At 55.5% G+C, this 26,810-nt stretch carries 19 protein-coding genes; 4 read left to right on the top strand and 15 right to left on the bottom strand.

Annotated elements, in window-relative coordinates; all coding sequences use genetic code 11:
- Positions 1-35: 35 nt before the first annotated feature.
- From BBA90_RS00340 to BBA90_RS00320, 4 genes are all read right to left on the bottom strand, one after another.
- Positions 36-1,976: a methyl-accepting chemotaxis protein gene (locus BBA90_RS00340; RefSeq protein WP_065647352.1), complete on the bottom strand. Its 1,941-nt coding sequence runs from the start codon at positions 1,974-1,976 to the stop codon at positions 36-38.
- A 1,484-nt stretch (positions 1,977-3,460) separates the two neighbouring features.
- Entirely contained in the window at positions 3,461-3,784 is a 324-nt protein-coding gene (locus tag BBA90_RS00330; protein ID WP_065647350.1) for a YebG family protein, read from the bottom strand.
- A 71-nt stretch (positions 3,785-3,855) separates the two neighbouring features.
- Positions 3,856-4,650, bottom strand: a complete 795-nt coding sequence (locus BBA90_RS00325; RefSeq protein WP_065647349.1) for an SIR2 family protein — start codon at positions 4,648-4,650, stop codon at positions 3,856-3,858.
- Entirely contained in the window at positions 4,647-5,207 is a 561-nt protein-coding gene (locus BBA90_RS00320; protein ID WP_065647348.1) for a non-canonical purine NTP pyrophosphatase, read from the bottom strand. Before BBA90_RS00320 ends, BBA90_RS00325 begins: the two co-directional genes overlap by 4 nt.
- 337 nt (positions 5,208-5,544) lie before the next feature.
- Between BBA90_RS00320 and BBA90_RS00315 the strand changes: the two genes are divergently transcribed.
- On the top strand, positions 5,545-6,939 hold the full coding sequence (locus BBA90_RS00315; RefSeq protein ID WP_065647347.1) for a putative bifunctional diguanylate cyclase/phosphodiesterase: 1,395 nt from the start codon (positions 5,545-5,547) through the stop codon (positions 6,937-6,939).
- Here the strand turns inward: BBA90_RS00315 and BBA90_RS00310 are convergent.
- From BBA90_RS00310 to fhuE, 9 genes are all read right to left on the bottom strand, one after another.
- On the bottom strand, positions 6,933-7,835 hold the full coding sequence (locus BBA90_RS00310; RefSeq protein WP_065647346.1) for an ABC transporter substrate-binding protein: 903 nt from the start codon (positions 7,833-7,835) through the stop codon (positions 6,933-6,935). The genes BBA90_RS00315 and BBA90_RS00310 overlap by 7 nt on opposite strands.
- On the bottom strand, positions 7,835-8,629 hold the full coding sequence (locus BBA90_RS00305; RefSeq protein ID WP_065647345.1) for an amino acid ABC transporter ATP-binding protein: 795 nt from the start codon (positions 8,627-8,629) through the stop codon (positions 7,835-7,837). Before BBA90_RS00305 ends, BBA90_RS00310 begins: the two co-directional genes overlap by 1 nt.
- Positions 8,613-9,539, bottom strand: a complete 927-nt coding sequence (locus BBA90_RS00300; RefSeq protein WP_065647344.1) for an amino acid ABC transporter permease — start codon at positions 9,537-9,539, stop codon at positions 8,613-8,615. Before BBA90_RS00300 ends, BBA90_RS00305 begins: the two co-directional genes overlap by 17 nt.
- A 10-nt stretch (positions 9,540-9,549) precedes the next feature.
- Positions 9,550-10,059, bottom strand: a complete 510-nt coding sequence (locus tag BBA90_RS00295) for a GNAT family N-acetyltransferase (RefSeq protein ID WP_065647343.1) — start codon at positions 10,057-10,059, stop codon at positions 9,550-9,552.
- A 9-nt stretch (positions 10,060-10,068) separates the two neighbouring features.
- The gene (locus BBA90_RS00290) at positions 10,069-11,001 is read right to left on the bottom strand and encodes an ABC transporter substrate-binding protein (protein WP_065647342.1); all 933 of its coding nucleotides are present in this window, start codon (positions 10,999-11,001) and stop codon (positions 10,069-10,071) included.
- A 20-nt stretch (positions 11,002-11,021) separates the two neighbouring features.
- Positions 11,022-12,332 carry an LLM class flavin-dependent oxidoreductase gene (locus tag BBA90_RS00285; RefSeq protein WP_065647341.1) on the bottom strand — a complete coding sequence of 437 codons (1,311 nt, stop codon included), beginning with the start codon at positions 12,330-12,332 and terminating at the stop codon, positions 11,022-11,024.
- Positions 12,333-12,500: 168 nt separating this feature from the next.
- Positions 12,501-13,496: an MsnO8 family LLM class oxidoreductase gene (locus BBA90_RS00280; RefSeq protein ID WP_065647340.1), complete on the bottom strand. Its 996-nt coding sequence runs from the start codon at positions 13,494-13,496 to the stop codon at positions 12,501-12,503.
- Between the two features lie 188 nt (positions 13,497-13,684).
- Positions 13,685-14,884: a glycosyltransferase gene (locus BBA90_RS00275; RefSeq protein WP_065647339.1), complete on the bottom strand. Its 1,200-nt coding sequence runs from the start codon at positions 14,882-14,884 to the stop codon at positions 13,685-13,687.
- A gap of 648 nt (positions 14,885-15,532) precedes the next feature.
- Entirely contained in the window at positions 15,533-17,707 is a 2,175-nt protein-coding gene (gene fhuE, locus BBA90_RS00270; RefSeq protein WP_084798719.1) for a ferric-rhodotorulic acid/ferric-coprogen receptor FhuE, read from the bottom strand.
- Positions 17,708-18,354: 647 nt separating this feature from the next.
- Between fhuE and BBA90_RS00265 the strand changes: the two genes are divergently transcribed.
- From BBA90_RS00265 to BBA90_RS00255, 3 genes are all read left to right on the top strand, one after another.
- On the top strand, positions 18,355-18,756 hold the full coding sequence (locus tag BBA90_RS00265) for an H-NS family nucleoid-associated regulatory protein (protein WP_065647338.1): 402 nt from the start codon (positions 18,355-18,357) through the stop codon (positions 18,754-18,756).
- A 221-nt stretch (positions 18,757-18,977) separates the two neighbouring features.
- A complete protein-coding gene (locus tag BBA90_RS00260) occupies positions 18,978-20,126 on the top strand; it encodes an amidohydrolase (RefSeq protein ID WP_065647337.1) in 1,149 nt (382 codons plus the stop codon).
- A 516-nt stretch (positions 20,127-20,642) separates the two neighbouring features.
- Positions 20,643-24,371, top strand: a complete 3,729-nt coding sequence (locus BBA90_RS00255) for an FAD-dependent oxidoreductase (RefSeq protein ID WP_065647336.1) — start codon at positions 20,643-20,645, stop codon at positions 24,369-24,371.
- A gap of 33 nt (positions 24,372-24,404) precedes the next feature.
- Here the strand turns inward: BBA90_RS00255 and BBA90_RS00250 are convergent, their stop codons facing one another.
- Positions 24,405-25,598: a glycoside hydrolase family 5 protein gene (locus BBA90_RS00250; RefSeq protein ID WP_240484861.1), complete on the bottom strand. Its 1,194-nt coding sequence runs from the start codon at positions 25,596-25,598 to the stop codon at positions 24,405-24,407.
- A 178-nt stretch (positions 25,599-25,776) separates the two neighbouring features.
- On the bottom strand, positions 25,777-26,691 hold the full coding sequence (locus BBA90_RS00245) for an alpha/beta fold hydrolase (RefSeq protein ID WP_065647335.1): 915 nt from the start codon (positions 26,689-26,691) through the stop codon (positions 25,777-25,779).
- Positions 26,692-26,810: the final 119 nt, after the last annotated feature.

Here is a 26,810-nt window from a genome sequence, read left to right as displayed (position 1 = left end):
TTTTCGCGCGCCCGGCACGCTGCCGGGCGCGTCAGCTAGCTTACTGTAAAGCGTGCGGCCGTATGCGCGAGCTGCGCCGCCTGATCCTCAAGGGAACTTGCTGCCGCCGACATCTGCTGAACCAGCGCCGCGTTTTGCTGCGTCGCGCCATCCATCTCATTCACCGCAATGGTGACCTGGCTGATGCCGCGTGCCTGTTCATCAGAGGCGATAACAATCTCATCAATGATACTGCGCACTGAGTTGACCGCCTGCGTCATTTCGGTCATGGTTTTACCCGCCCGCTGCACCAGTCCGACGCCGCTGCTGACATGCTGCCCGGACTCCTCGATTAACGCGGCAATCTCTTTTACCGCGCCGGCGCTGCGCTGTGCCAGGTTACGCACTTCAGAGGCTACTACGGCAAAACCGCGTCCTTGCTCACCTGCGCGGGCGGCTTCCACCGCCGCGTTCAGTGCCAGAATATTCGTCTGAAACGCAATGCTGTTGATAATGGCAGTGATGTCGCCAATCTTTTTCGCGCTGTTATCTATCTGCGCCATCGTCTGCACAACTTCACCCACCAGCGTTTCACCGCGGCTGGCAATATGCGTGGCGTTTTCTGTCAGCGTGGTTGCCTGATGCGCGTTCGCTGCGTTATGTTTCACTGTGGCGGTGATCTGCTCCATACTGGCCGCGGTCTGCTCCAGCGCAGCCGCCTGCTCTTCTGTACGCGACGCGAGATCGAGGTTGCCGCTGGCGATTTCACCTGCGCCTTGTCGCACTGATGCGCTGGCATCCTGAATCTGGCCCGCCATATCCCGCAGCTGTGTCTGCATCGTATGCAGCGCATAGAACAGGCTGCTGCTATCCTGCGATGCCAGCGGAATAGTATTATTAAGCCTGCCTCCGGCAACCGCCAGCGCAATAGCCGTGGCTTCTGACGGCTCGCCGCCAACCGGCTTAAGGACTTTGCGGCTAAATACCCATCCCAGCAGCACGCTTACGGTAACGATGCTGATAAGCATCAGAATCAGCGCGTGTATCAGCTGACGATGTGCCGCCGCCATGACTTTGCTCACCGGAGCAACGATACCCAGGTACCAGTGCTGGTCACTGCTGCCGATAGTAACGGGCTGCCATGTTATCAGCGCTGCTTCACCCAGTATGGCGTCATACTGTTCAGTAACGGCCCGGCTGAACGCGTGCGTCTCTCCCTGCCAGCGTTTCGCGGTCTGTGTCTGGTCAGGATAGGAGACTACCTTGCCTCCGCTGGAGAGCAGCATCGCATAGCCACTGCCCTCCCAGGGCCTGATCTTATTAACGCGCGCCTGCAGCGCCGCCAGTGAGATATCAGAGGTCACTACGCCCCAGAGTTTGCCCTGGCTGATGATGGGAGTGGCCACAGATGTGAGCAACACAGGTACGCCATTGTAGGCGTAGCTGTAGGGTTCAATCAGCGTATCCTTACGGCTTTTCTGCGGCAGCAGATAGTAATCGCCCTGGCCCGGCGTCAGCATAGAGGCCAGAGGATGCAGCCTGAAGCTGCCGCTGCCGTCGCGATCGACAAAGTAGGCATAGCGCCCCTGAGGCGCCGCACCAGGCTGGCTGGCAAACTCTGCATCGCGGCCATCAAACGCATTTTGTTCAAATATGACTGAAACAGAGAGGTAGTCAGGATTATCACGCAGCGCGGAGATAAGAAGCTGGTCCGCCACTTTCCGGTCGCTGATGCCTGCCGCCGGCAGCGCAATCAGGCTATGTCCGAGGTTGTGCGCAACATCGCGCGCATAGCTCAGCTCCTGCTGAATCTGCAACGCCTGACTCTGCGCAATCTGCTGCAGGTAGTTTTCAGCCAGCGACTTCTGTTCTCTGCTGGATTGCCAGCTGAGCACGCCAATGGTGATGGCAAAGCCACAGGTAATGGTGACGGCGCCCGTCAGCAGCATTTGAGTACGGGTACGCATTTTTTTCGTTATACGTGCGTGTGTGGCCATGATGGCGCTCCTGGGGTTAGCAAAGCAGTGCAATAGTTGCGCCACGTCCTGGGCCACCAGCGATCCTTTATCACTCTATCGGCCCGATCGTGCTGAACTTGATGGCATACCCGATAAGATTAAAAAACATTCAGAGACCAGTAACGCACAATGTGACCAGGGCGGCATAAATGCCGCCCCTGCAGATTATTATTCGTAGGGGTCGCATTAATGCGACCCAGGTTTCGGTGCGTGCCGCACCTGCAGATTAATGCCCGTAGGGGTCGCATTAATGCGACCCTGGGTTCGGTGCGTGCCGCCCGTGCAGATTAATACCCGTAGGGGTCGCATTCATGCGACCCTGGTTTCGGTGCCTGGCGCGGCCAGGGCGGCATGAATGCCGCCCCTACAGGGTTCGGTGCGGCTGCACCTGCAGATTAATGCCCGTAGGGGTCGCATTAATGCGACCCTGGGTTCGGTGCGTGACGCCCGTGCAGATTAATACCCGTAGGGGTCGCATTCATGCGACCCTGGTTTCGGTGCGTGCCGCCCGTGCAGATTAATACCCGTAGGGGTCGCATTAATGCGACCCTGGGTTCGGTGCGTGCCGCCCGTGCAGATTAATACCCGTAGGGGTCGCATTAATGCGACCCTGGGTTCGGTGCGTAACGCGGCCAGGGCGGCATGAATGCCGCCCCTACAGGGTTCGGTGCGTGACGCACCTGCAGACTAATGCCCGTAGGGGGCGCATTCATGCGACCCTGGTTTCGGTGCGTGCCGCCCGTGCAGATTAATACCCGTAGGGGTCGCATTAATGCGACCCTGGTTTCGGTGCGTGCCGCACCTGCAGACTAATGCCCGTAGGGGTCGCATTCATGCGACCCTGGGTTCGGTGCGTGACGTAACCAGGGCGGCATAAATGCCGCCCCTACAGGATTCGGTGCGTGCCGCGGCCAGGGCGGCATGAATGCCGCCCCTACAGGTTTCGGTGCGTGCCGCGGCCAGGGCGGCATGAATGCCGCCCCTACAGGTTTCGGTGCGTGCCGCGGCCAGGGCGGCATGAATGCCGCCCCTGCGAAATTAATCACCTATTTCACTGGCGGGTTGATCTGGCGCAAGATCCCGGCGTACAACTGCTGTCAACGTATCTCCTGCAGGCTTTCCGCCCTTACGAACACAGGAGCATACAATGACAGGTAAAATGGGGTTAACCGGACTTTTACTGGTGTGGCTGGTTTATATTGTCTGGATGGTAAGCTACTACTCAGGCACCTTCTCACTCTTTTCACACTGATAAACGGCCCGTACGCCGGGCTTTTTCATGCTTATTCAGAAAGTGTTAAAGGCGAGTCAAGCGACGGCAACCTGGTATTGAACAGGGCGGGTGGCAAAAAGCTGTCTGGAAAACTCCCGGGCGGTGGTCGCAGCACGCGCTATCAAATCAAAGCTTAATCCCCGACAGCAAAACGCCGTCACAAAGACGGCGCCGGGGTGCATCACAACAATCAGGCCGCTTTAACCGCGCGCACTTTTTTTTCAGGGGCAGATTCCGCCTCTTTCACGTCAGGTTTAGCATCTTTGTCTGCAGCTGCGTCAGGCAGTTTGCTGGTACGCAGAATATGCTGCACCGCGTCTTTTTGCTCTGCCAGCAGCATGCCCCAGGTTTCCGCTTCTGCATCCGCCAGCTCTGGCTTGATCTGCTGCAGCCAGTCGGTAAAGGCATCTGCCATATCGAGCATTTTATCCCAGGCATCGGCATCTTTTTTACTGGCAAACGTCATCTTCTCTTCACCTTTTCTGACTACAACGTATTTGGTTTCGACTGCCATGATGCACCTCATTAACTGTATTTATATACAGTATATTCTGTTATGCAGCGATGAGCAAGCCTGCCTGTGGTTCAGGCAAGTAATTCCTCCAGAAAGGCTGCCAGCGCTTTTCGCGGATCGTCCTCTTCTGACACAATCATCTCAATTCCCCACTGGCCCAGCACCTCTTTGGCCACCGGATTATTGCGATTGGTAAAAAGATACGATTTAGGCCGGGCGGTAGCGAGACCGGTGCGTCCCCACATTTTCGTCAGCCGGTAGAACAGCAGGCGGATATTAAAATCGCTGATGCTGTAGCCAACAAACAGCACAGAGTTGCCCATCACGTCGTGCGTCAGTTTGATATCCAGCGGAGAATCAAAATAGAGGCGCTCAAAGTAGCTGCTCTCATCCAGCACAATCGACGTATCGTCGTCAAAATCACCGTGAAGTTTAATGATATGGCGCTTATCTTCAGTCAGTGAGACGAGATCGGCGGCGTTAGCCACTTTGCTATAAGGTACGTTGTGGGCTTCATGAGCCATTTCCAGCCAGCGATCGTAATTGGTGGTATAGATGCGCGAAAAATTACCCTGGGTGATCATGGTATGAATTTCGGAGCTGCGCACGTCGATATCGGGGCGGTGCCACTCGCGATCCATCCAGCTGCGCAGCGGCCCCAGTGAGCCTTTGCGCTGTTTGTAATATTCCGCCAGTGACAGATGCGTGCCGTAGGTGTTGAATATTTTAGGATCGTAGCCCAGCTCTTTTGCCAGATGAGCAATTAACTCATGCCACTCCGGCAAACCGAAATTGCGGGAGATGCCGGCGCCGGCAAACAGGATCAGTTTGCCGGCATCATAGGCGCGTTTAAGTTCCGGCTTCATACATACCCCCGCGCGGTTTTGAGAAACGCGGCAAAGCGATCCAGTGCCAGCCGTCGATTGGAGATCTCATTTTTTAAATCCCCCATTTCGGCAAAGGTCTGTGTATGCCCTTCCGGGATAAACACGCAGTCCCACTGAAACTCCTGCGGCCCGGCCGGTTCTGGCGCAATGCGACCACGCAGCTGTCCCTCAAACTGATACATCTTACGGCCATCGCAATACCCCAGTATGGTTTTTGCCGTCACGCAGGGGGTATCAAGGCCGCGCACCAGTTTGGTAAAGCGGTCGGCATTGAGCCGGCTCCAGAAAATGCGCGTCAGTCCGGCTGGCAGACCGTTAAGCCCGTCCAGAAACAGGCCGGTATGCTCGACAAACAGCGGCCGCCCGATAATGGAAAACGCTTTGGTCAGCTTATCGCGTACCAGTTCAACCTCATTTTCCGTCTGAATCTCTTCAATTCGCCGGGCGATAGGCACCACTTCCACCCCTACCGGTTCAAGGATGGTACGCACTTCAGAGAGTTTGAGCTCGTTAGCCGATAAGAAACGAATTTTCATTGCAACCAGTAATATTAAGTAGGGTTAAACTGCATTAGTAAAGTGATCCGGCTGTTTTTCGCCTGTTGTTATGTTTAGCACATCAAGCTGTGCCCTGAATGATTCTACTCCGTGACCGGGAGAAGGGACAACCGCGCGCGCAATTAAGCGCAGGCAGTTAGCGGTTCGCTTCCGTGAAAAGTTGCGTGATAACCCCCCGCCACGCATAAATATCATCTCCAATGTCAAATCTCCGGAGCAGATCAACGCGCAGAAAAAGCGCTATGACAGCCGTCTCGCTTAGCGCTAAGATAGCGTTCCTGAATACAATAAAACTAATCAATTACAGAGCAGAGTGATGATCGCGTTTTTGACTGCGGGCTATTCGCGCGTACGTAATTTGCCCTTTAGCCTGAAGGGAGAGAGCGCAGAAAAGAAGCTGCGCTTTACGCTGCTGATTGCGGGGGTGGCCAGCACTACCTCAGGCATCTATATGGCGCTGCTTAACGCCCATAGCCGTTCGCCAGCAATACCGTCGCTCTACTATCTGGGCGTGGCGCTGGGCCTCTATATCTGCGCCGTTGCCTTTCACGGCAAACTGCAGCGGCATCTGGCGATCGTCACGCATGCGCTGCTGTTTATCATTACAGCTCTGCTGCTGCTGGACAATGACCATCCTGCCGTTAAACCCTCGGCCTGCAATTATCTGATCGCGCTGACCATTGGCTCAGCACTCGTCCTGCGGCAACAGCCGCGCTATCTCAGCAAAATATTTCCGCTAATCTGCCTCGCCTGTTACCTCATTTTTACCCTGACCGGCCTGACCTGGCAGCAGGGATCGTTTCATTTTACGCTGCCGGCGGAAGCCAGTTTCTACATCGTTAACTGTATTGTTCCCATGATCTCTCTGCTGCTGACCGCCCTGACCTTTCGCGGTGATTACTCTGAAACTGACCTGATAAAACGCGAACTCTCCGCCGCCATCGCTCAGGAGCAGCTGGAGCTCTATTTTCAGCCGCAAGTGGATGCCGGTAAGCACCTGACCGGATTTGAAGCGCTGCTGCGCTGGAAACATCCGGTTAAAGGGTTTATTTCACCGGACGTTTTTATCCCGGTAGCGGAAAAAAGTGGCCTGATGATTGAGATTGGTCACTGGGTCATGGAGCGCACGCTGCAGCACATCGCGGCCTGGGAGCGCCTCCGGCACGTCGGCGAACTGGTGTTTTCTGTTAATATCAGTCCACTGCAGCTGATGCATCGCGACTTCACCGCGGAAACCCTGCTGCTGCTCTCGCGTTACAGGATCCAGCCACAGCGGCTTAAATTTGAGATCACCGAAAGCACGTTTATCTACGATCAGCAGCATATCGGCGACGTTATCGCGCATTTCAGCCATCTCGGTGTAAAATGGGCGATTGATGATTTTGGCGTCGGTTACTCATCGCTGAAATCGCTTAGCGATTTTTCGATTGACGATATCAAAATTGATAAGTCCCTGATTATGCATATTTTTGACAATGAATCAGCCGCTATTGTGGTACATAAAACGATTGAGCTGACGCGCGAAATGGGATTAAACGTGCTGGCTGAAGGCGTTGAAAGCGAAGAGATGTTTCACTACCTGCGCAGCCGGGGATGCCAGTTTTTTCAGGGCTATCACTTTGCCCGGCCTCTGCCGGCGGCAGAGGTGGTAAGCTGGGTGAAAAAATATCAGGGCGAGAAACGGGGCCGCGGTGCGACCCGTCCCTACTGATAAACAATGCCCGGCGGGTTGATCTGCGACTGCGCTACCGCTTCATCCTGCTCTCCCCAGCGTGTCAGCACCTGCTGATACTGCCCGCTGGCAATGGCATGATTGACCGCCTGCTGCAGTGCCGGAGCCAGCCCGTTGCCCTTTTTGGTGGTGACCGCTACCCATGCCCGGTACGGACCGTGGCCAACAACCTCCGTTTGCCCGCGTGATGCCGCTTTCCACGCTGCCACCGCCTGTGGGCCAAAGGTGGCATCCGCGCGTCCGGACAACAGCGCGAGCGTGGCAGAGGCGTCATCATTAAGATAAACAGGCTGCACCGGTGCTAATCCCTCCTGGCGGTTTTTCGCATCCCAGCCCAGCAGGATCTTCTCCTGGTTAGTGCCGGATCCTACAATAATGCGCCGGCCTGCAACATCCTGCCGTCCGGTAATCGCAGTGATATCACTCCCTTTCCGGACGGCAAAGGCGTGGTTGTCAGCCCGGTAAGTAGCAAAATCAAATTTGCGCTTACGCTCTTCGGTTACGGCGATATTAAACATGGCCACATCATAACGTCCCGCGCTGATGCCCAGCGGCCACTCCTCCCACGACGCAGGAACCAGTCTGAGCCTGAGGCCCAGGCTTTCAGCCAGCAGTCGCGCCAGATCGGGATCGCTGCCAATCAGCGTTTTGTTATCTGAGGCCCACAATCCAATGGGCGGTGAGTTAGTGGCGCTGGTCGCGACCGTCAGAAAGCCAGGATGAACAAACGCATAGTTTGCCGGAATTCTGGCTATCGCCTGCGGATCGGCGGCAATATGAATCGCCGTTTCATTATCAGCCGCATCCAGCGCCGCGCCCTGCGCGGCTGAAAACAGCAGGCCGGATACCACCAGCGTTAGTATGAACCGCGTCATCACAGCACCCGCGCCAGAAAACGTCGGGTGCGCTCGTGACGCGGCTGATTCAGCACCTGCACGCTGCTGCCCTGCTCAACCACGCGTCCGTCAACCATAAACACCACGTTATCTGCTACTTCACGTGCAAAGCCAATCTCATGCGTCACGATGACCAGCGTGGTACCGGAGCGCGCCAGCTTTTTAATGACGTCCAGCACCTCACCCACCAGCTCCGGATCCAGTGCCGACGTCGGCTCATCAAACAGCATCACGCGCGGATTGAGCATCAGCGCGCGCGCAATCGCGATACGCTGCTGCTGGCCACCCGAGAGATGGCGCGGCCAGGCGTCGGCTTTATGCCGCAGCCCTACCGTGTCCAGCAGCTCACCGGCGCGTTCAATGGCCGCGCGCCGCGAAAGCTGTCGATGCGCGATCGGCGCTTCTGTCAGATTCTCCAGCACGGTGAGGTGCGGGAAAAGGTTGAAGTTCTGAAAAACATAGCCGACATTTACCCGCTGACGCAGTATCGCCCGCTCTTTAAGTTCATAGAGTTTATCGCCGCGACGCTGATAGCCGATGTAGTCATCATCGATCTGAATAAAGCCCTCATCGACCCGCTCCAGATGATTGATGGTGCGCAGCAGCGTGGACTTGCCGGAGCCGGATGGCCCGAGAATAACCGTCACGGATCCCGGTGCCAGCGACAGCGACACGGCATCCAGCGCTTTGTGTTTTCCAAACGACTTGCTGACGCCGGTGATTGTGACAGCCCCGGCAGTACAGGACGGGCGGTAATCAATGGCTTCGGACATGAGTGCGCTCCTCAATAACAGCAGGGGTTGAGTAACGGTTACGCCACTGCCGCCAGCGCGATGGCGGCGCCTCGCGGGTTACGCTGCGCGCCAGTGAGCGCTCAACGCTGTGCTGCAGCAGCGACAGCACCGTGGTGATAATCAGATACCAGGCCGCGCCTACCATCAGCAGCGGGATCACCTGTTGCGTGCGGTTGTAGATCATCTGAATGGTGTAAAACAGCTCGGGCATCGCCAGCACGTAAACCATTGACGTGCCTTTGGCCAGGCTGATGATTTCATTAAAAGTGGTAGGAATGATCGCGCGCAGCGCCTGCGGCAGAATGATACGAAAAGTCCGGCGCGAAGAAGAGAGCCCCAGCGCTGATGCAGCCTCGAACTGCCCCTGATCCACACCGAGAAAGCCGCCGCGGATAATCTCTGCACTATAGGCGCTCTGCACCAGCGTCAGGCCAATCACCGCCGCCGGAAACTGGCCCAGCACATTGATCGTCTGAAAGTGACCCCACGACCAGGGCGTAAACGGGATACCCAGCGATAAGGTGTCGTAGAGATAGGAGAAGTTATAGAGAATGATCAGTACCACAATCAGCGGCAGCGAGCGGAACAGCCAGATATAGCCAAACGCCAGCGTGCTCAGCAGCCATGAGGAGGAGAGCCGCGCCAGCGCCAGCAGACCGCCGAAAATCAGGCTCAGTACGGTGCCCGCCAGCGTCAGCAGCAGCGTCTGCCCCAGCCCGTTCAGGATCACCGGGTCGAAAAACCAGCGCGCAAATACGCCCCACTCCCAGCGCGGATTGAATGCGATGGAATCCACCACCGCCGCCAGAATAAACAGCGCTGCCACCGCGCCCAGGCTGCGCGCCGGATAACGTGCCGGTACCACGGTCAGTTTTTGCGTTTCGCTCATTTTTTACTCCTCAGCTCGCCTGCGCCGCAGCGTGGACATCCATTATCTTCAGAAAGCGCAGGCGGCCATCGTGCGGCGGCAGACCATAAACCTCCATATCTTCCAGCAGGGCAAACTGTGGCTGGTAGCCGTAACCAATATACAGGCGTACCGCCTCGGGCTGGCGGAAACCGGTGGTCAGGTAAACACGCTGATAGCCGGCGCGCAGCGCACGGCGCTCCAGCTCCTGCAGGATCAGCAAGGCCAGCCCCTGCCGGCGCAGATCGGCACGCGTCCAGATGCGCTTCAGCTCCGCCGTCTGTGCGTCATAGCGCTTGTAGGCGCCCATGGCGATAATTTCGCCCTCCCGCTCCAGTACAATGAACAGGCCCCCCTGCGCAGGTAAAAACCACTCATCCCGCTCCACTTCATTCTGGCTGCTGAAAAAATCGCCGTAGCGGGCAGCATATTCACCAAACAGACCAGCGATAATCGGCTGCAGCTCTGCCGCTGCGGGTGAAACGTCACGAAAAAAATGCATATTGTCCCCTTAGTCACCCAGTCCCGGTGGATTGATTTCCGAGCGGTCAAGTCGCTCGATTCCTTCGCCCCAGCGATTCAGCACCTTGTCGTAGTCGCCGTTTTGCATTACGCCGTTCAGTGCCGTATTGACTGGCTGCACCAGCCCGCTCTCTTTTTTCACCGTCACCGCGATGTGTGCCGCTTTTGGCCAGCCGCCATCCACGCTGCCCGCCAGCCTGGTCTGCCCGTTCAGCGCCGCTTTCCAGGCCCCGATAACGTTGGGGCCAAAGTAAGCGTCCGCGCGTCCGGCCTGCAGTGAGAGCGTCTGCGCAGCGTCATCTTTGGTATAAACCGGGATAAACGGCTTCAGGCCTTTTGCGCGATTCTGCTGATCCCATGCCAGCAGGATCGCTTCCTGATTGGTCCCGGAGCCGACAATAATGCGCAGGCCGGCGATATCTTCCGCTTTGCTGAGCGAAACAATCGGGCTGCTCTTTTTCACATAAAAGCCAAGCGAGTCTTTACGGTAGGTGGCAAAATCAAAACGCTCTTTGCGCGCTTTTGTGACGGTTACGTTGGTGATCGCCGCGTCATATTTGCCGGACGCCACGCCGAGCGGCCAGTCTTCCCAGGAGGTCGGCACGACGTTGAGCTTCAGGCCAAGGCTGTCCGCCACCAGACGCGCTATATCCACTTCGCTGCCCAGCAGCGTTTTGTTGTCGTCGCTGAACACGGTAAGCGGAGGGGAATTAAGGGCGGCCACCGCCACGGTAAACGCGCCAGGTACAGCAAACCGGTGTCCGGCCGGGATCTGCGCGATCGCCGCTGCATTTTTAGCGGTATTAATGGGCGTCTTATTCGCCTCCACGCTGACCTGCTGCCCGTTGACGGCTACGTTTTCTGCCACGGCTGCGCTGCTCAGCCCCACTAACAGCAGTGCTATCCATGATTTTCTCTGCATCGTATGCATCCTGATCATTCTTATGATGTGAACTGATTAACGGGGGTCTGCAGCCCCAGACTGGCGCGCAGCGTGGTGCCCGGATAGTCGCGCCGGCTTAGCCCGCGCGCCTGCAACAGCGGAATAACCCGATCGACAAAACGTTCAAACGTGTCGGGCGTACCGCCCTGGATAATGAAACCATCGGCGGCTTCCTGCTCAAACCAGTGCTGCAGGCCATCAGCGACCTGTTCTGGCGTGCCGTGAAACAGCGGGCGTGGCGTGGCCGCTTCCAGTGCAACCTGGCGCAGCGTCTGACCACGCACGCGTGCGTTGCGTTTTATTTCATCGGTAGTGCTGCGGAAGCTGTTCTGGCCAATATCACCCAGCTCGGGGAAAGGTTCATCCAGCGGATAGCGTGAGAAATCGTGGTGGTCAAAGAACCGCCCCAGATAATTAAGCGCATCCGGCACTGAGACCAGCTGCGCGGTAGCCTGATACTGCTGCTCAACATCAGCGGCATCATCGCCAACGATCACGCTGACGCCCTGAAAAATATGCAGGTCTTCCGCAGCGCGTCCGTTATCAGCCAGCTGCTGTTTAACATCCCGGTAAAACGCCTGCGCCTCGTCCAGATTTGCATGATGCGTGAAGATCGCATCCGCATGGCGTGCGGCGAGGCGTCGCCCGTCCCCCGAGGCGCCGGCCTGGAAAATCACCGGCCGCCCCTGCGGCGTACGCTCAATATTCAGCGGCCCCTGCACCTGAAAGAAATCGCCGCGGTGATCGGGCGTATGCAGCTTTGCCGGATCGAAAAACTGACCGCTGCGCTTGTCGCGCACAAAGGCCCCCTCTTCCCAGGAATCCCACAGGCCTTTCACCACCTGCAGATACTCATCCGCAATCCGGTAACGCAGCGCGTGTTCCGGATGCTGCTGCCGTGAGAAATTTTTTGCCGATCCTTCCAGCGGAGAGGTCACTACGTTCCAGCCGGCACGACCGCCGCTGAGGTGATCGAGGCTGGCAAACTGCCGGGCAATAGTGAAAGGCTCGCTATAAGAGGTAGAGACGGTGCCAACCAGCCCAAGATGATCCGTCACGGCCGCCAGCGCTGACAGCAGCGTTAGCGGTTCAAAGCGATTGAGAAAGTGCGGGATCGATTTTTCATTAATATAAAGGCCGTCAGCAACAAACAGAAAATCAAGCCTGCCCGCTTCCGCCTTGCGCGCAATTTTTCTGGCGTAGTCAAAGCTGATGCTGGCGTCGGCCTGCGCAGCCGGATGACGCCACGCGGACATATTACCCGACGCGCCGTGCAGCATTGTACCGAGGCGTAATTCTCTTTTACTCATTATAAACTCCTGACAAAGCAGAGCCGTCGGCAGCGTAAAGGATGCCGGGCGAAAAAAAGTTAAAGGGTGTTATGCAGACAGAATCAGCGCTGTGCCGGGCAACATCGCTCACGCAAATGCCGGAAAGAGAAGCGGATAAGAAAAGCGGAGCGGATCATTACGCTCTCCTTAAACCGTAGCCATACGCGCAGTGGCCAGCAGCTCCAGTGATTTAAACCGGGCAGCTTCATCGGCGAGTGGCGTATCGATAATAAATTCGTCAATGCCATAACGGTGGTGCATCGACTCCAGCTGAGCATGTACCTGCGCAGCAGTTCCTTTTAGCAGTGACGGTGTGCGCGGTTCTATCACGTAATCTGTGTATTCACCCTGACGCACATAACGCTCAGCCTGCTCCAGACTGGCAACGGTCACCGCCGGGCCATTTTTAATGCTGACGTGATAAAGCCGCAGCGCATCGGTAAGCAGTTCAGCCTCTGCCGGCGAATCCGCAACGACAACCTGAACCGCGACCAGCGCACGACCGCTGCGACTGCGTTCATGGTAGTGCTGCAGGACGCGCGCCATCTGCAGCGGATCGCCGTTATGGTGTGCAGCAAAAACCAGCTGCCAGCCCATCTCTGCGGCCAGCTCTGCGCTCGCGTCGCTGGCACCCAGCAAAAAACGGCTGGCGGGACGCGGCGGCTGGGGCGTGGCGCGCAGCGTCTCTTCATCAGCAGAGGGTGATGCGGTCAGCCAGCTGTCGAGCAGTGCAAGCTGTTCAGCAAAGCTGCCTTTTTCACTCTGCTTTACCCCCAGCTGTAGCGCACGCGTTGAAAGCGGCAACCCGCCGGGCGCTTTGCCGACGCCGAGATCGATGCGATCCGGTACCAGCGATGCCAGCAGGTTAAAATTTTCTGCAACTTTATAGGGGCTGTAGTGCTGCAGCATAACGCCGCCAGAGCCGACGCGAATGGTGCGCGTCTGCGCGGCAATCCAGGCGATAAGCAATTCAGGTGACGGACTGGCCAGCTGCTCGCTGTTATGATGCTCTGCAACCCAGAAGCGCTTATAGCCCCATTTCTCAGCCAGCTGCGCCAGTTTGAGCGAGCGCGCCAGTGCCTGTGTCGCATTTTCTCCTGCCGCAACCGGCGACTTATCGAGCACGCTTAATTGGTAAGACATACGCCCTGTCCTTGTCCTGATGAATATGGCGTTTAGTTTGCAGGCGATGATTCCATTACGTAAAACATCATATTGTTAGTTCTATTGCTGTTTTGCGCATATCACCTGGCTGACCGGAACAGAAATAAAAAAACTCCTGCAGGAAATGCAGGAGTCAGATTAAAGAAAGGTTAAAAGCTGGATGCAGATTAAGAGCGTTTGAGCGTACCTGCCTCGCTGCGGTCAAATGAACTGCGCGTATCTTTTGCACCATAAATAGCCGAAAGCGCGCGGTTAAATTTATCCGGATCGTGATGCTGGCGGATCCTGTTTACGGCTGCTGCTGAATAATCGGCCACGCGCATCCTGTCTTCCAGAACCGCTTTAATATGCGCCTTGAGCTGCGACACGATTAATATGCGCAGCGCCATTTTCTCTGCCAGGGTGTCAACATTAAGTTCGAACATGTCGTTAAGCGGGCAGTTGATAAGCCACCCGCTCTGTGCCGGATTAATTTCCGGCAGTGCTCTGACGTTAGTGGTAATTACCGGACAGCCGCACGCCTGCATTTCCAGTACGGAAAAGCCGTAGGTATCCTGCCAGGTTGGCAGCAATCCGACATGCGTATTGCGCAGCAGCTGCATCACGGCATCATTCGGTAATCCCGTATGATGGGTGAACACCGAACGCTCTGCTATCAGGGTTTCAATCTGATGATGGAAATCGGCATCATCCTGCCATTCATGATGCGCAATATTATGCTGTTTTTTGATGTCACCGATCAGATTAACGCTGATCTGATCGGCTGATATCACGCCTTCATCCATCAGTTCGGAAAAAGCCATCACGACTTCTGCCCCGCCTTTACGATAGAACTCGTTGCCGACAAAGGTAAATACCATTTTATCGGCCGCAGGGGCACGTCCGCCTTCATAGAGGACCGGCTGCGGTGGATGCAGCACATGCAGTTTGTCGGCAATCGCTTCCCGTTCGATGGGAAATGCATCCAGCAGTTTCAGCTCAATTTTTCGCGTTGCTTCTGAAATAGCAATAATGCCTGCACAGTCCGGTGCTGCAACATGGCGCATGAGTTTTTTTAACAGTGGATTGGCGGTTTTGGCGACGCCCGGCACGGGTAATACCCGCGGCAGCTCTGTTTCAAATGTTGAAACCCAGCGTCCCCGGCTGGTGGCTACCTCGTTAAAGAGATGCACGACTTTTTTATCGTTTCCTGCAGACCATAGCGGAGCAGAAAAAATAAACAATTTATTGCGTTTAAGAATTTTCCCACGGAACGCGTTGATATACGTCCAGATATTTCTGGAGTGAAAATCGATATACGTTTTTTTAACATCCGTAACAATATTTCTTTTTTCGGGATATCCCTTGCCGCTAATGATGATTTTCATTTTATACTCCGGCCATAAACTTTAAGCACTACAAACCCGGCATTCAAAAAAGTTAAAATTGCAGATCGCCTGACGAGTATAATGCTTTATCAGCCTCCTCTTTTGTTATTCAGACTATTCCCCGAAAAACATTTCAGCGTGTTATTTTGTATTAGTTATTTTTACGGCTATTTTTAAGGTTACCGTAATGATTGATAGCAAGCTAATTAAAACACTGCCGCTTAATTGCATAGAAAACGTTATCAATAAATTTTTACCCATCCTCCTTAAAAGGCTATTCCATTAACTTTGATAATATTAGCAAAACTGCTGTTGTCTGATAATGAGGGCAAAATCCTGTACTGAATAAAGGGCAACGCTCTACTGGCTTTATTTTTATTATTTATATGATTCAGTGGCTTAGATGGATTTGCAGATGAAATGACCGGACTTTGGCAAAATGTACTGAAAAACAGCTGCTTTTGTTTTGCACAAAACGCACGGGTTAACCCATAACCGTGTTAAACAGTAAGGCGCGTTATTTTATCCGGGTACTACGCTATTTTTTCGGGCCGATTGCGCATTGCGGCCCGGCTCTTCGCGATTTCAATCAGGAAAAATCATTAATTGTGAGCGGAGAAAAGGCGCGCCTGAACGCGCCTGTTGGGATCAAAAGCGGTAACTTGCCGTCACCGAGTAGCTGCGCGGTTCGCCATAAACGATGCCGCTGCTGCCTACATTTTCATCATACTCTTTATCAAACAGGTTTTTCAGATTGGCTTGTAATGAGAGATTTTTTGTCACGTCGTAGCGGGCAAACAGGTCAACCAGCGCGTAGCTTCCCTGACGTACACGCCAGTTTCCGTTACCCTCAGGTCCGCCAATATCTTTCCAGGTCTTTGACTGCCAGTTAACGCCGCCGCCCAGCGTCAGTTTATCGAACTGAGGTATGCGATACTGCGTAAACAGATTGAAAGAGGTACGGGGCAGCTGTGAGTTGTAAGCCTCACCCTTACTGTCTTTCGCTATATAGGTCGTGCCGCCAAACGTCATCTGCCAGTTATCGGTCAGTGCGCCGTTGATTTCAAACTCAACGCCGCGGCTGACAACACCATCAGTGGTTTCATAAATAGCGCTCCCGCTGTCGCTGAAACGCCCGGTATCAACCGGCGCATTATCCAGCTCGGTGCGGAACACAGACAGCGTGGTGGTCAGACGGCTGTCAAACCAGTCTGATTTAACCCCGGCTTCATAATTTTTACCGACAATCGGCGTCAGGAAGCTGCCGCCGGCGTCCAGGTTATCCTGCGGCTGGAAAACCGAGGTGTAGCTGGCAAACGCTGACCAGGCCTCATTGATATCCCAGATCAGACCGCCATAAGGCGTGGTATTGTTCTCTTCCAGTTCAGAGGTGATGCCCTGACGGTTCCAGTTGGTATAACGCGCCCCGAGGATCAGATGCAGCGGATCGGCGAGCGTCAGGCGCGTGGCCATATAGACCGATTTCTGCCGCACCAGCTGGCTGTCGGTCGCCGGTTCGCGCGGTGACCAGTCAGGCTCCGGATAGTTGCCGTTGAAGTTGTTGAAATTACCCAGTTCAGCAGCGGATATATTGGTCCAGGCGCTGTAATATTTATTATCCTGACGACTGTAGTTAACCCCCAGCATCAGCTGATGCTGGCGTCCCAGCAGCTCATACGGACCACTGGCAAAGGCATCTACGGCATCCACTTTGCGCTTACCGGTGTTATAACCGGTTCCCCCGACTACCGGGTAATTGGCGTAAGCGGAACTGCCCGTCCCGGTCACTTTATTGAAATACCCGTCAAGATAGATCTGCTTGCTATCAAGCAGCATTTCGTTATGCGTGCCGTTGAGCGTAATATTCCAGCCGTTATCAAAATTCTGCTGCAGGTTAACGAAAACCTTGCGGTTCTCTTTATCATTGTAAGCCCACTCCGGCGCAGTATTGTAGCCGCGACGCAGATGCGTCTGACTGCCATCGGTATACCAGCGTGGTGCCCCACCCCACATCGGCGAATCGGTATCGACCTGCGTAAATTCGTAGCCTGCCGAAAGCGTGGTGCTGTCAGTCAGATCGGCGTCTATCACGCCATAAATGAATTTTTTCTCAAAACCGTAGCGTTCGATGAAACTGTTTTTATCTTCATAGCCTGCCACCACGCGACCGCGTACGTTACCTTCTGGCGTTAACGGTGCAGAGAGATCGGCGACATAGCGCTGTTTATTCCAGCTGCCGTAGCTCGCTTCCAGCGATCCGGTGGGCGTTTTACTGTCAGCGTGCTTACGGACCATATTGATTGACGCAGAAGGATTGCCAGGCCCGGTGAGTAAACCGGTCGCGCCGCGCACCACCTCAACCCGCTCATAAAGCGCCATATCGGTCTGCGCATCGCCCAGGTTCCAGCGTGATGCGAACGCGGTCGGGATCCCGTCTACCATGTAGTTATCAATGAGAAAGCCGCGTGAGTAGTAACTGGTACGATCCATATCCGCAGAAACACCCCGGATACCGGTCGTGTCGGACAGGACATCATTCAGCGACTGCAGCTGCTGATCGGCCATGCGTTGTTTACTGATGAGCGATACCGACTGAGGGATGTCGCGCGCCGTCAGCGCCATTTTTGTGCCTGCGCGCGTTACCGGTACGCTGTAATCCCGGGCATTATGATTTTCCACGTCAGACGCGCTGGTTTCCACCATCAGGGTCTGTTCCGCCGCCTGTGCGACACCGGCTGCAACCAGCATCGCAAGTAATGACAATTTCAGCACAGGTTGTGCCTTAGCAGCCGCGGCCCGCACGCGCATCGGTTCAAAAGACATAGCAATCCTTAGTTCTCATTTTCGTTTATCTGTCAGAGCACCCTGCCGGTCATATCAGACAGGCCTCCTGACGGGAATGGTGCGCAACATAGGCCGGGCAGCAGCGAGTTTTCACCCAGGTATCTCTGCGACGGCGGCAGGCGCAGTTAAGAAAGCAAATGAGAAATATACTCATTAAGATTACTATTGCAAGAAATTGTTACGGCTTCTGCCCGCTTCCTTTCCAGTAAAAAGGATGGATTTTCAGCAAGTAAGGTTGTTTATCGGTGGGTTATCTCGACAACCTGCGCGGTTATCGGTGTAACGTATTACAAAACGCGACAGAAACACGCTGGCTGGCCCCGGGAAAAGCAGGTGACCCATCAACGCTTTGCACACGCCCGATGTCATCGCGTGAGGATTAATCTGCCCGTTGCGTGGCGTGAGGATTAATCTGCCCGTTGCGTGGCGTGAGCGCTTTATAGACTTTAATGTCTGTTAAATATTCAATTTGCAGAAGATGAATTTTCTAAGCGGGTGATAACTCAATGAGCCTGATAATTACGCGGAACAGCGGATTTCGCGCCTCAATGCATATTTTAATTCCAAAAAAATTATCGTAGAATGCGCGCTTTAAAATTTTCATATCAGTAATAAGGGTTATATTCATGAGCGATGCACTAAAGGCATTGAATAATCTTCGTACACTGCGTGCTCAGACGCGTGATATTGAAGTAGCGGTATTAAATGAGATGCTGGAAAAGCTCGCTGTGGTAGTTGCAGAGCGCCGTGAAGAAGCTGAAGCAGATAATGCTGCTCAGCGTGAAAAAGAAGAAAAGCTGGCGTTATACAAAGAGATGCTGATGAATGACGGCATTGACATTAGTGAACTTGCGAAATTAAACCAGTCGGAAACTAAACCCAAGGCTAAACGCGCGCCGCGTCCGGCCAAGTATAAATATACCGATGAAGACGGTAATGAAAAGCAGTGGACGGGTCAGGGCCGTACGCCTTCTCCGATTAAAAGTGCTGTCGATGCAGGCGCATCACTGGACGATTTTTTAATCTGATCGGCTGACAGTAATATTTTCCAGCCTCATTTCCCCGGGGCTGGTTTCGCCACTCTCTCCTCTGTTTCTAATAGTTCTGAGCTGTTAAGTCACTGCAGTTATTCACTTATCACAATACCATTGCGGGTATTGAGATATAGCTACACCTCTCTCTGCTGTTACCTTCTCCGGATAATGTGTGCTGCACGCCGCGCAGCGTAATCGTGAGCAAGGAACAGGCTATGTCGTCGTCAGAGTTAACCCCGTTAAATGAACAGCTGATTGCTTTCCGTCAGGAGCTGCACCGCTTCCCTGAACTATCAAACCAGGAATTTGCCACCACCGCGCGAATTCGTCAGCAGCTTGAGGCGCAGAATATCCGCATTCTGCCGTTAGCGCTGACAACCGGACTGGTCGCCGAAGTGGGTCCCGAAAGCGGTCCGCTGGTAGTACTGCGGGGCGACATCGATGCATTGCCTGTAGAAGAGCAGTCCGGAGTAGAATTCAGTTCAGAGCATCCCGGAATTATGCACGCCTGCGGTCACGATTTTCACAGCGCGGCAATACTCGGCGCAGCGATTTTGCTGAAATCACGCGAGGCGCAGCTGGCAGGCCGGGTACGCTTTATTTTTCAGGCTGCAGAAGAGACCGGTAAAGGCGCACCTGCGGTGCTTGCCAGCGGTGCCCTGCAGGATGCTTTTGCCATTTTTGGGCTCCATAACGATCCCACTTTGCCGGCAGGCGTCGCCGGCAGCCGGACAGGCGCGCTGACTGCCGCCGTTGACCGCTTTGTCCTGCATATCAGCGGCACCGGCAGCCATGCCGCACATCCGCATCAGGGTAACGATCCTGTTGTGATTGCCGCGCAGATTGTCTCTGCAGCCCAGACGCTGATCAGCCGTAATACCCCTTCAGCAGAGAATGCTGTGCTCTCAATTACGCAGCTCCACAGCGGCAGCGCGTGGAATGTTATCCCGGAAAGCGCGTGGCTGGAGGGCACTGTCCGTACCTTTTCTGCTGGCACACGCGAGCGTATTGAACAGCGCTTCCGTGAACTGGTTAACGGTATCAGCGCTGCTTTTGCGGCCGAAATAACGATCAGCTGGCAGGCGGGGCCGCCCGCCGTGATAAATGATGAGCACTGGACTGCGTTTGCCCTGCATCAGGCCACGCTCAACGGGCTGGACGCGCGTGAAATTCCCGCCACACCGATTGGCGAAGATTTCTCTTATTATCAGCAATATATACCTGGCGCATTTATCATGATTGGTACCGGTGAAGCCTGGCCTCTGCATCACCCTGCGTTTCGCATCAATGATGATGTGCTGTTACCTGCAGCACGCTACCTTGCCGCGCTGGCCGATACGGCTTTTGCTCAGCGACCGGTTTAACACGTCATGCAATTTTTTCTGATGCACAGTCGTTGCCGGAAACATTAAGTAAAAAAATACCACCGGTAAAAAATGGCAGGTGTAATTATTAAGTCATTCAACGTGTTGAAAACAGCAGCAGCTATTTCCCGGATTAAAAAACGGTAAGCGGGAATAAAAACCCTCTGCGAATTAATCATCCACTGCTGACACGTTGCCACATCAGCTGTTATCTGTACCCGTTGATAAATAAACTTATTCTCCGAAAAAAAGGTTTTTTGCGGCTAATAAAGCAAAGCATTCGCTGCCGCTTTGCTTTTTTTCCAGCAACTTCACAGAGTTGCTGAAACCCGGTGCCTGACTATAATTTCTTCAAACAACTTTTAAAAAGTTTTACCGCTGCCCTGACTTTGTGATGTAACCCGCCGGCAGCCTTTTTATTTATCCAGTCACAGCCCTGATAAATTTTAATTAAAGCTGGCCCTGTAATTTACTTTACAGGGCTGCTGTTTTGTCCTGTTTTTCCAGGAGAATTCAATGTTGCCATTTTCCAGCTTCTGGCAGGCCGGGTTTGAGGGTGCCGACCATATTAATCCCGCCGGGATTACACTTGATATGAATGCAATTAATGCGCACGACGTGCATATTGCAACTGATTATGCCGCGCTTGCTGCATTTGATATCCGTTCAGTGCGTGAAAGCGTCGGCTGGCGGCTGACTGAAGCCGATCCTCAGCGCACGTTTGCCCGGCTTACCCGCTGCATGCAGGCGGCAGAAGAACACAACATTCAGGTGAACTGGACGCTGAGCCACTATGGCTGGCCTGCCGATCTCACCCTGTTTTCGCCTGAATTTGTGCCGCGGTTTGCGCAGTTCTGCCATCAGGTTGCGACCTGGCTGACCGGGTTTTACCGCGACGCTCCCCCGGTTTACTCACCGATTAACGAGCTCTCTTTTTTCGCCTGGGGCATTTCAGTGGGATTGTTTGGTGACAGCGCCCATAGCGACCCTGATGCCATTAAGCGTCAGCTGGTGCGGGCTGCCCTGGCGGGCTGCGACGCCATCCTTGCCGTCGACCCGCGCGCGCGCTTTCTGCACTGCGATCCCATCATTCACGTGGTGGCGGATGATGACAGCGACCACGCGCAGCAGCACGCCGCCACCCTGACGGACGCGCAGTATCAGGCGTGGGACATGCTGGCAGGGCTGCGTGAACCGGAGCTGGGCGGGTCACCGCGCTATCTGGATCTGATCGGAGCCAACTATTACCACGGTAATCAGTGGCTGGCGCAGACCGGCCAGCGGCTGGAGTGGCATCTGGATGATGCGCGGCGTAGTCCGTTATCCGACATGCTTGCCCGCCTCACGGCGCGCTATCAGCGCCCCCTGTTGCTGGCGGAAACCAGCCATGTCGGGAGCGGCCGCGCGGCGTGGCTGACCCATATCACCGGCCAGATCGCACAGGCGCAGCTGGCGGGCTGTGACATTCGCGGTATCTGTCTCTATCCCATTATTGATCGGCCTCTCTGGGAAAACCTCATGCACTGGCCGCATAGCGGCCTGTGGGATGTCGATCCGCAGAAAGTCCGCTTACTTAACCACACTTACGCTGCCGCGCTGCGGCAATCACAACGCGCACTCGCGCGTTTTCAGGGGTTTCTCACACCGGCCGCTGGGCCAAAGGAGTTCGTCATGAATCAATCTGTACTGGTGGTATTTAGTCATCTGCGCTGGGGATTTGTGTTTCAGCGGCCGCAGCATGTGCTCTCACGCCTTGCACAGCACCACCGGATTATTTTTATCGAAGAGCCGGTTTATCAGGCAGGTGAAGCCGGATTACGCACCTCGCAGCCTGCGGCTAATGTCACCGTGGTCGAGCCGCATACGCCGATACACGCCCCCGGTTTTCATGACGACCAGATTGCGTTACTGCAGCCGCTGCTCAGCAATCTGCTGGAGCCTGACGCAGAACCGCTGGTGTGGTTCTACACGCCCATGGCGCTGCCGCTGCTTAGCGCGTTTAACAGCCGCGGGATCATTTATGACTGCATGGATGAGCTGTCCGCTTTCGATCAGGCGCCGCGTCAGCTGCAGCAGCGCGAATCAGCCCTTCTGAGCCGCGCCGACCTGGTTTTCACCGGCGGACGCAGCCTGTATGAAGCAAAAAAAGATCGTCATCCGCGCGTTCACTGTTTTCCCAGCAGCGTGGATGCCGGGCATTTTGCGCAGGCGCTCGATCGCAGCAACGGCCATCCGCTACAGCAGTTTCTGCCTAAACCGCGTCTCGGTTATTACGGCGTCATTGACGAGCGCATGGATCTGCCGCTGGTCACCGCCCTGGCTGACGCACACCCCGACTGGCAGATCATCATGGTGGGACCGGTGGTAAAGATCGATCCTGCGACGCTGCCGCAGCGTAAAAATCTGCACTGGTTCGGCCAGCAGCCTTATGCCGCTCTGCCGCAGTTTCTGGCCGGCTGGGATGTCTGTCTGATGCCGTTCGCGCTGAACGCGTCAACGCGCTATATCAGCCCGACGAAGGTACTGGAGTACATGGCGGCGCAGCTGCCGATAGTCAGCACGGCAATCGCTGATGTAGCCCGTCACTATGCGGACATTGTGACCATCGCAGATTCACCGGAAGCGTTTATTCAGGGCTGCGAACACGCCCTGCGTCTGACCGCTGAACGGCGTCATATGCAGGATGAAGCAATGGCTGCCATAGTGGCTGCAACGTCGTGGGATAATACAGTGGCGCAGATGCAGCAGCACCTTAGCGCCATCAAACGCCGGCCAGCGCAGCCAGCGGCTCAGCCCGCTGTACACGCTGAACGCACGCAGCCGGCCACGCTGCATCCGGTTGAATGCCTCATCCTCGGCGCAGGCCCTACCGGTCTCAGTGCCGGTTATCATTATGGCAAAGGTGCCGTCGTACTTGAGAAAAACGAATCACCGGGTGGCTGGTGCCGGTCAATAGAAGATAAAGGTTTTACCTTCGACTATGCCGGCCACATCATGTTTTCTAACGATCCCTACGTGCTGGAACTGTATGACCTGCTGCTGGGGGAAAATCAGCACTGGCAGATGCGTGAAGCCTGGGTCTACAGCCACGATGTCTATACGCGTTATCCGTTCCAGTCAGCGCTGCACGGTCTGCCTGCGGAGGTGATCGGTGAGTGTGTGCTGGGCGCAATTGAAGCGCGCTACGGCGCAGCTGAAAACGAGACCGCCGTGCTGCCTGCCGTGGACGCATCGCGCGACTGCTGCGCCGACGGCGTGATAGCCGATGAGAGCTGCATTACTGAACAGCATAACAACGAAGATTTTGAACACTTTATCTATCGCGTCTGGGGCAAAGGCATCGCCCGTCATTTTGCCGTTCCCTATAACCGTAAACTGTGGAAAACGCCGCTGGCCAGTATGGAGACCTCATGGCTGGGCGGTCGCGTACCGTTGCCCGATCTGGCGCAGATTGTTAGCGGTGCACTCGCGCCGCTGGATAAACCGGTTGGGCCTAACGCACGCTTCGGCTATCCGCTGCGCGGCGGTTTTCAGGCGCTGATGAACGGCTTTCTGCCCCATCTTACCTGTACGCTGGAAACCGGCACGGCGGTAGCAGAGATTCAGCCACAATCGCGCAGCGTCACGCTCAGCGATGGCCGGCATCTGCAGTATGACCAGCTTATCAGCACGCTGCCCCTGCCGGAACTGGTGCGCCTGATGGGCGCACGCGCGCCGCAGGCGGTACAGCAGGCGGCCTCTCAGCTGCGCCATACCTCAGTCTGCTGCGTTAACCTCGGCATCGGACGGCCGGCCATCAGTGAAAAGCACTGGATCTACTATCCGGGTGACACGCTGTTCCACCGTATTTTTCTGCAGGGTAACGCCAGCCCGCACTGTAATCCCCCGGGCGGATTTGGCCTGACCTGTGAAATTACCTGGCGTGACGACCAGCCATTGCCCTGTGAGGGTGAGGCGCTGATCCAGCGCTGCATCGATGACTGTATCCGGGTGGGCATTATTAATCAGGATGATGAGATCCTTACCAGCAGCATCGTAAATATGCCGTACGCCTACGTAGTTTATGACCATGCGCGCAGTGCCAATGTTGCGCTGATCCGCAGCTGGCTGGCTACGCAGAGTATTCATCTGGCCGGTCGTTACAGTGAATGGGAGTATTACAACTCCGATCATGCTTTTCTGGCGGGTAAGCGGGTGGCGGAGAGCGTAAAAGATCTGCTCAGTAATCGTAAAACCATCGCCTGATGCGGCACGCCAGGCCTGAAAGCCTGGCGTGCTTTACTGACGGGCCAGCCGCTTGCGGATGGGCTCAAACTCTTTAGTGGCGCTGCGCGGCAGGGGATCGGGCAGGTTTTTTTCTGCCGCCTGCCAGTAGCGCCACGGGACCTTCTGACGTCCCAGTTCATAATCCATGCCGTCCCAGCTATCTTCACGAAAGCTATAGAACGCCCAGTGTGCGTGATAGCTGTCCAGCACCGTCAGAACATCCTCCAGGTACTGTGTACACCCGGCCAGCGTGCGCACGCAGCCAAATTCGCCGATCACCAGCTGCTGCTTACCGATCCCATTACGCGCGGCCCAGTTAAAGGGCCGGGCCAGATAGTCCGCGATGCGCGCTGCATCCCACTGCTGCATTCCGCCGCCAAACGGCACATAGCCCGGATAGGGCCAGGGTTGTTTACGCCGGGCGTTAGGCGCGCTGGTCGCAGCATAGGGTTCATACATGTGCACACTATAAAGTATGCGTTTATCGCTCAGCGCCCCAGGCCAGTAATCAAACGCATCAGCGGCCGCATACCAGCCGCTGTCGACCATAATGGGTGTGACAGCATCCACTTCACGGATAGCGGCAATTACCCTGGTATAGAACCCCGGCAAATCGCGGCTCCCACCGCGCTGCTGCTGGTACCAGCGCGCCATAGCCTCGCTGCTGGCGTGTTCAGCCAGCCCGCCATTTTTTTCCGGCGCGGGTTCATTGATCAGGTTATAGGCCGCAATAGCCGGATGATCGCGCAGAGCGGCAGCCAGATCGTGCCAGTAGCGCACGCTGGCTTCCCACCAGACCGTATCCTGCCAGAGCCGATCGTCAAATTTGCCCCCATTATTCTGCGCCCAGCGCATGCCGGGCAGAGAGAGAGGCGTAATAACCACGTGCAGGCCCGCCGCCCAGGCGCGGTCAAGTGTGCGGATGAGCGTCTGCAGATCGCCGTCATCCAGCCCGCGATAGTCGTCTGCGTTACCCAGTAAAAAGTCGCGCTGCTGCGTGGGCCATTTATCCCAGGAGAGCCGTACCCAGCTGGCACCATAGCCGCGCAGGGCCGTAAAATACGCGCTGTCCGGTGGCAGCCGGTTAAAGCTGTTAGCCCCCTGCCGGGGTGCTGACCAGAACGCCATCGCGTCTGCCGCCGTGGCGTTCCGGCCGGACAGGATGAGTATCGAAAACAGAGTGATAATTGCTATACATGCACGCACAAAAAACACCTTCTTTTTTGGCTGCATTTATAGCGATAAAACCGCGCTGGCTGGTGTTATTTTTTGTGAATGTTTCGCCTGCCAGACACTCACAATCCTTTCACGCCTGGCTGGTGCAACGTGTTCAGCCCGCCTCCGCTCAGACGCCTCTGCCGTGCAGTTAAACCTGCACTGTTCGCTATTCAAAGAAGTCACGCAGCACCCGTGCCAGCATCAGGGGCTGCTCATCCGGAATAAAATGACCGCAGTGCCGCAGCGTTTTTCCATAGACATTAACCGCGACGTTTCGCAGCGGAGCGGCCATATCGGCAATTGATCCCTGATCGGCGCTGATCGCCAGCAGCGGCAGAGTAAGCGGCCCCTTGTCGTGCAGCAGCTGCCGGTTTTGTGCAGCGGAAACACTGACCTCCCGGTAAGTTGCCAGCGCCGCGCGCAGCGCACCACGCTGCTGCAGCAGACGGGTATATTCGTGCATATCCTCATCGCTGAACACCATCGGACTGGCCGTTTTGCTTTTCAGAAACCACTCCAGATAGAGCGATTCACGCCCGCTGATTAATGCTTCAGGCAGATCCGGCAACATATGAAAGGCGAAATGCCAGGTTTTCCAGGCTTTATCAGGTGTTGCAGGCAGCATATCAGGCAGGGTTACCCCCGGGATACCGGCATCCAGCAGCGCCACCTTTTTCAGCGTATCCGCGGCCAGTATGGCATAGGGCCAGGCTACCCATGCCCCGACATCGTGAGCGGCCAGATAGTGGGCGCCAATATTCAGCTGTTGCAGCAAACCCTGCACTGTTCTGGCCAGTGACAGCGTGTCATAGCCGGTTAACGGCTTGTCTGACTCTCCCTGCCCCGGCAGATCGGGGGCAATAATCCAGTAACGATCGGCAAGCGCTGCCATAACGTGACGCCAGGCAAACCAGCTCTGCGGAAAGCCAGCCAGTAACAGCAGCGGCTCTCCTTCCGGATTACCGCCGCTCACCACGTGAAGACGTACTCCGCTGACGTTTACATAGCTGTGGGAGAAGCCGGTAAGTGTTGTCACGGGCTGTGACCAGTGTGCTGCCGGTTGTGCTGAAACAGAGGCCATAACTGCTCCGGTTATTTGACATTATGCCGCTGCCTGCACAGGGTGCCTTGCCGCATTTATCTGGTGCGGCAGATGGCTTCTGTATCAGGCATTAAAATAAGGAAATTAACGTTTCCAAA

The organism is Pantoea eucrina, assembly GCF_001691555.1.
Lineage (GTDB): Bacteria > Pseudomonadota > Gammaproteobacteria > Enterobacterales > Enterobacteriaceae > Pantoea > Pantoea borealis.
This window is presented reverse-complemented; position numbering and strand designations above follow the sequence as displayed.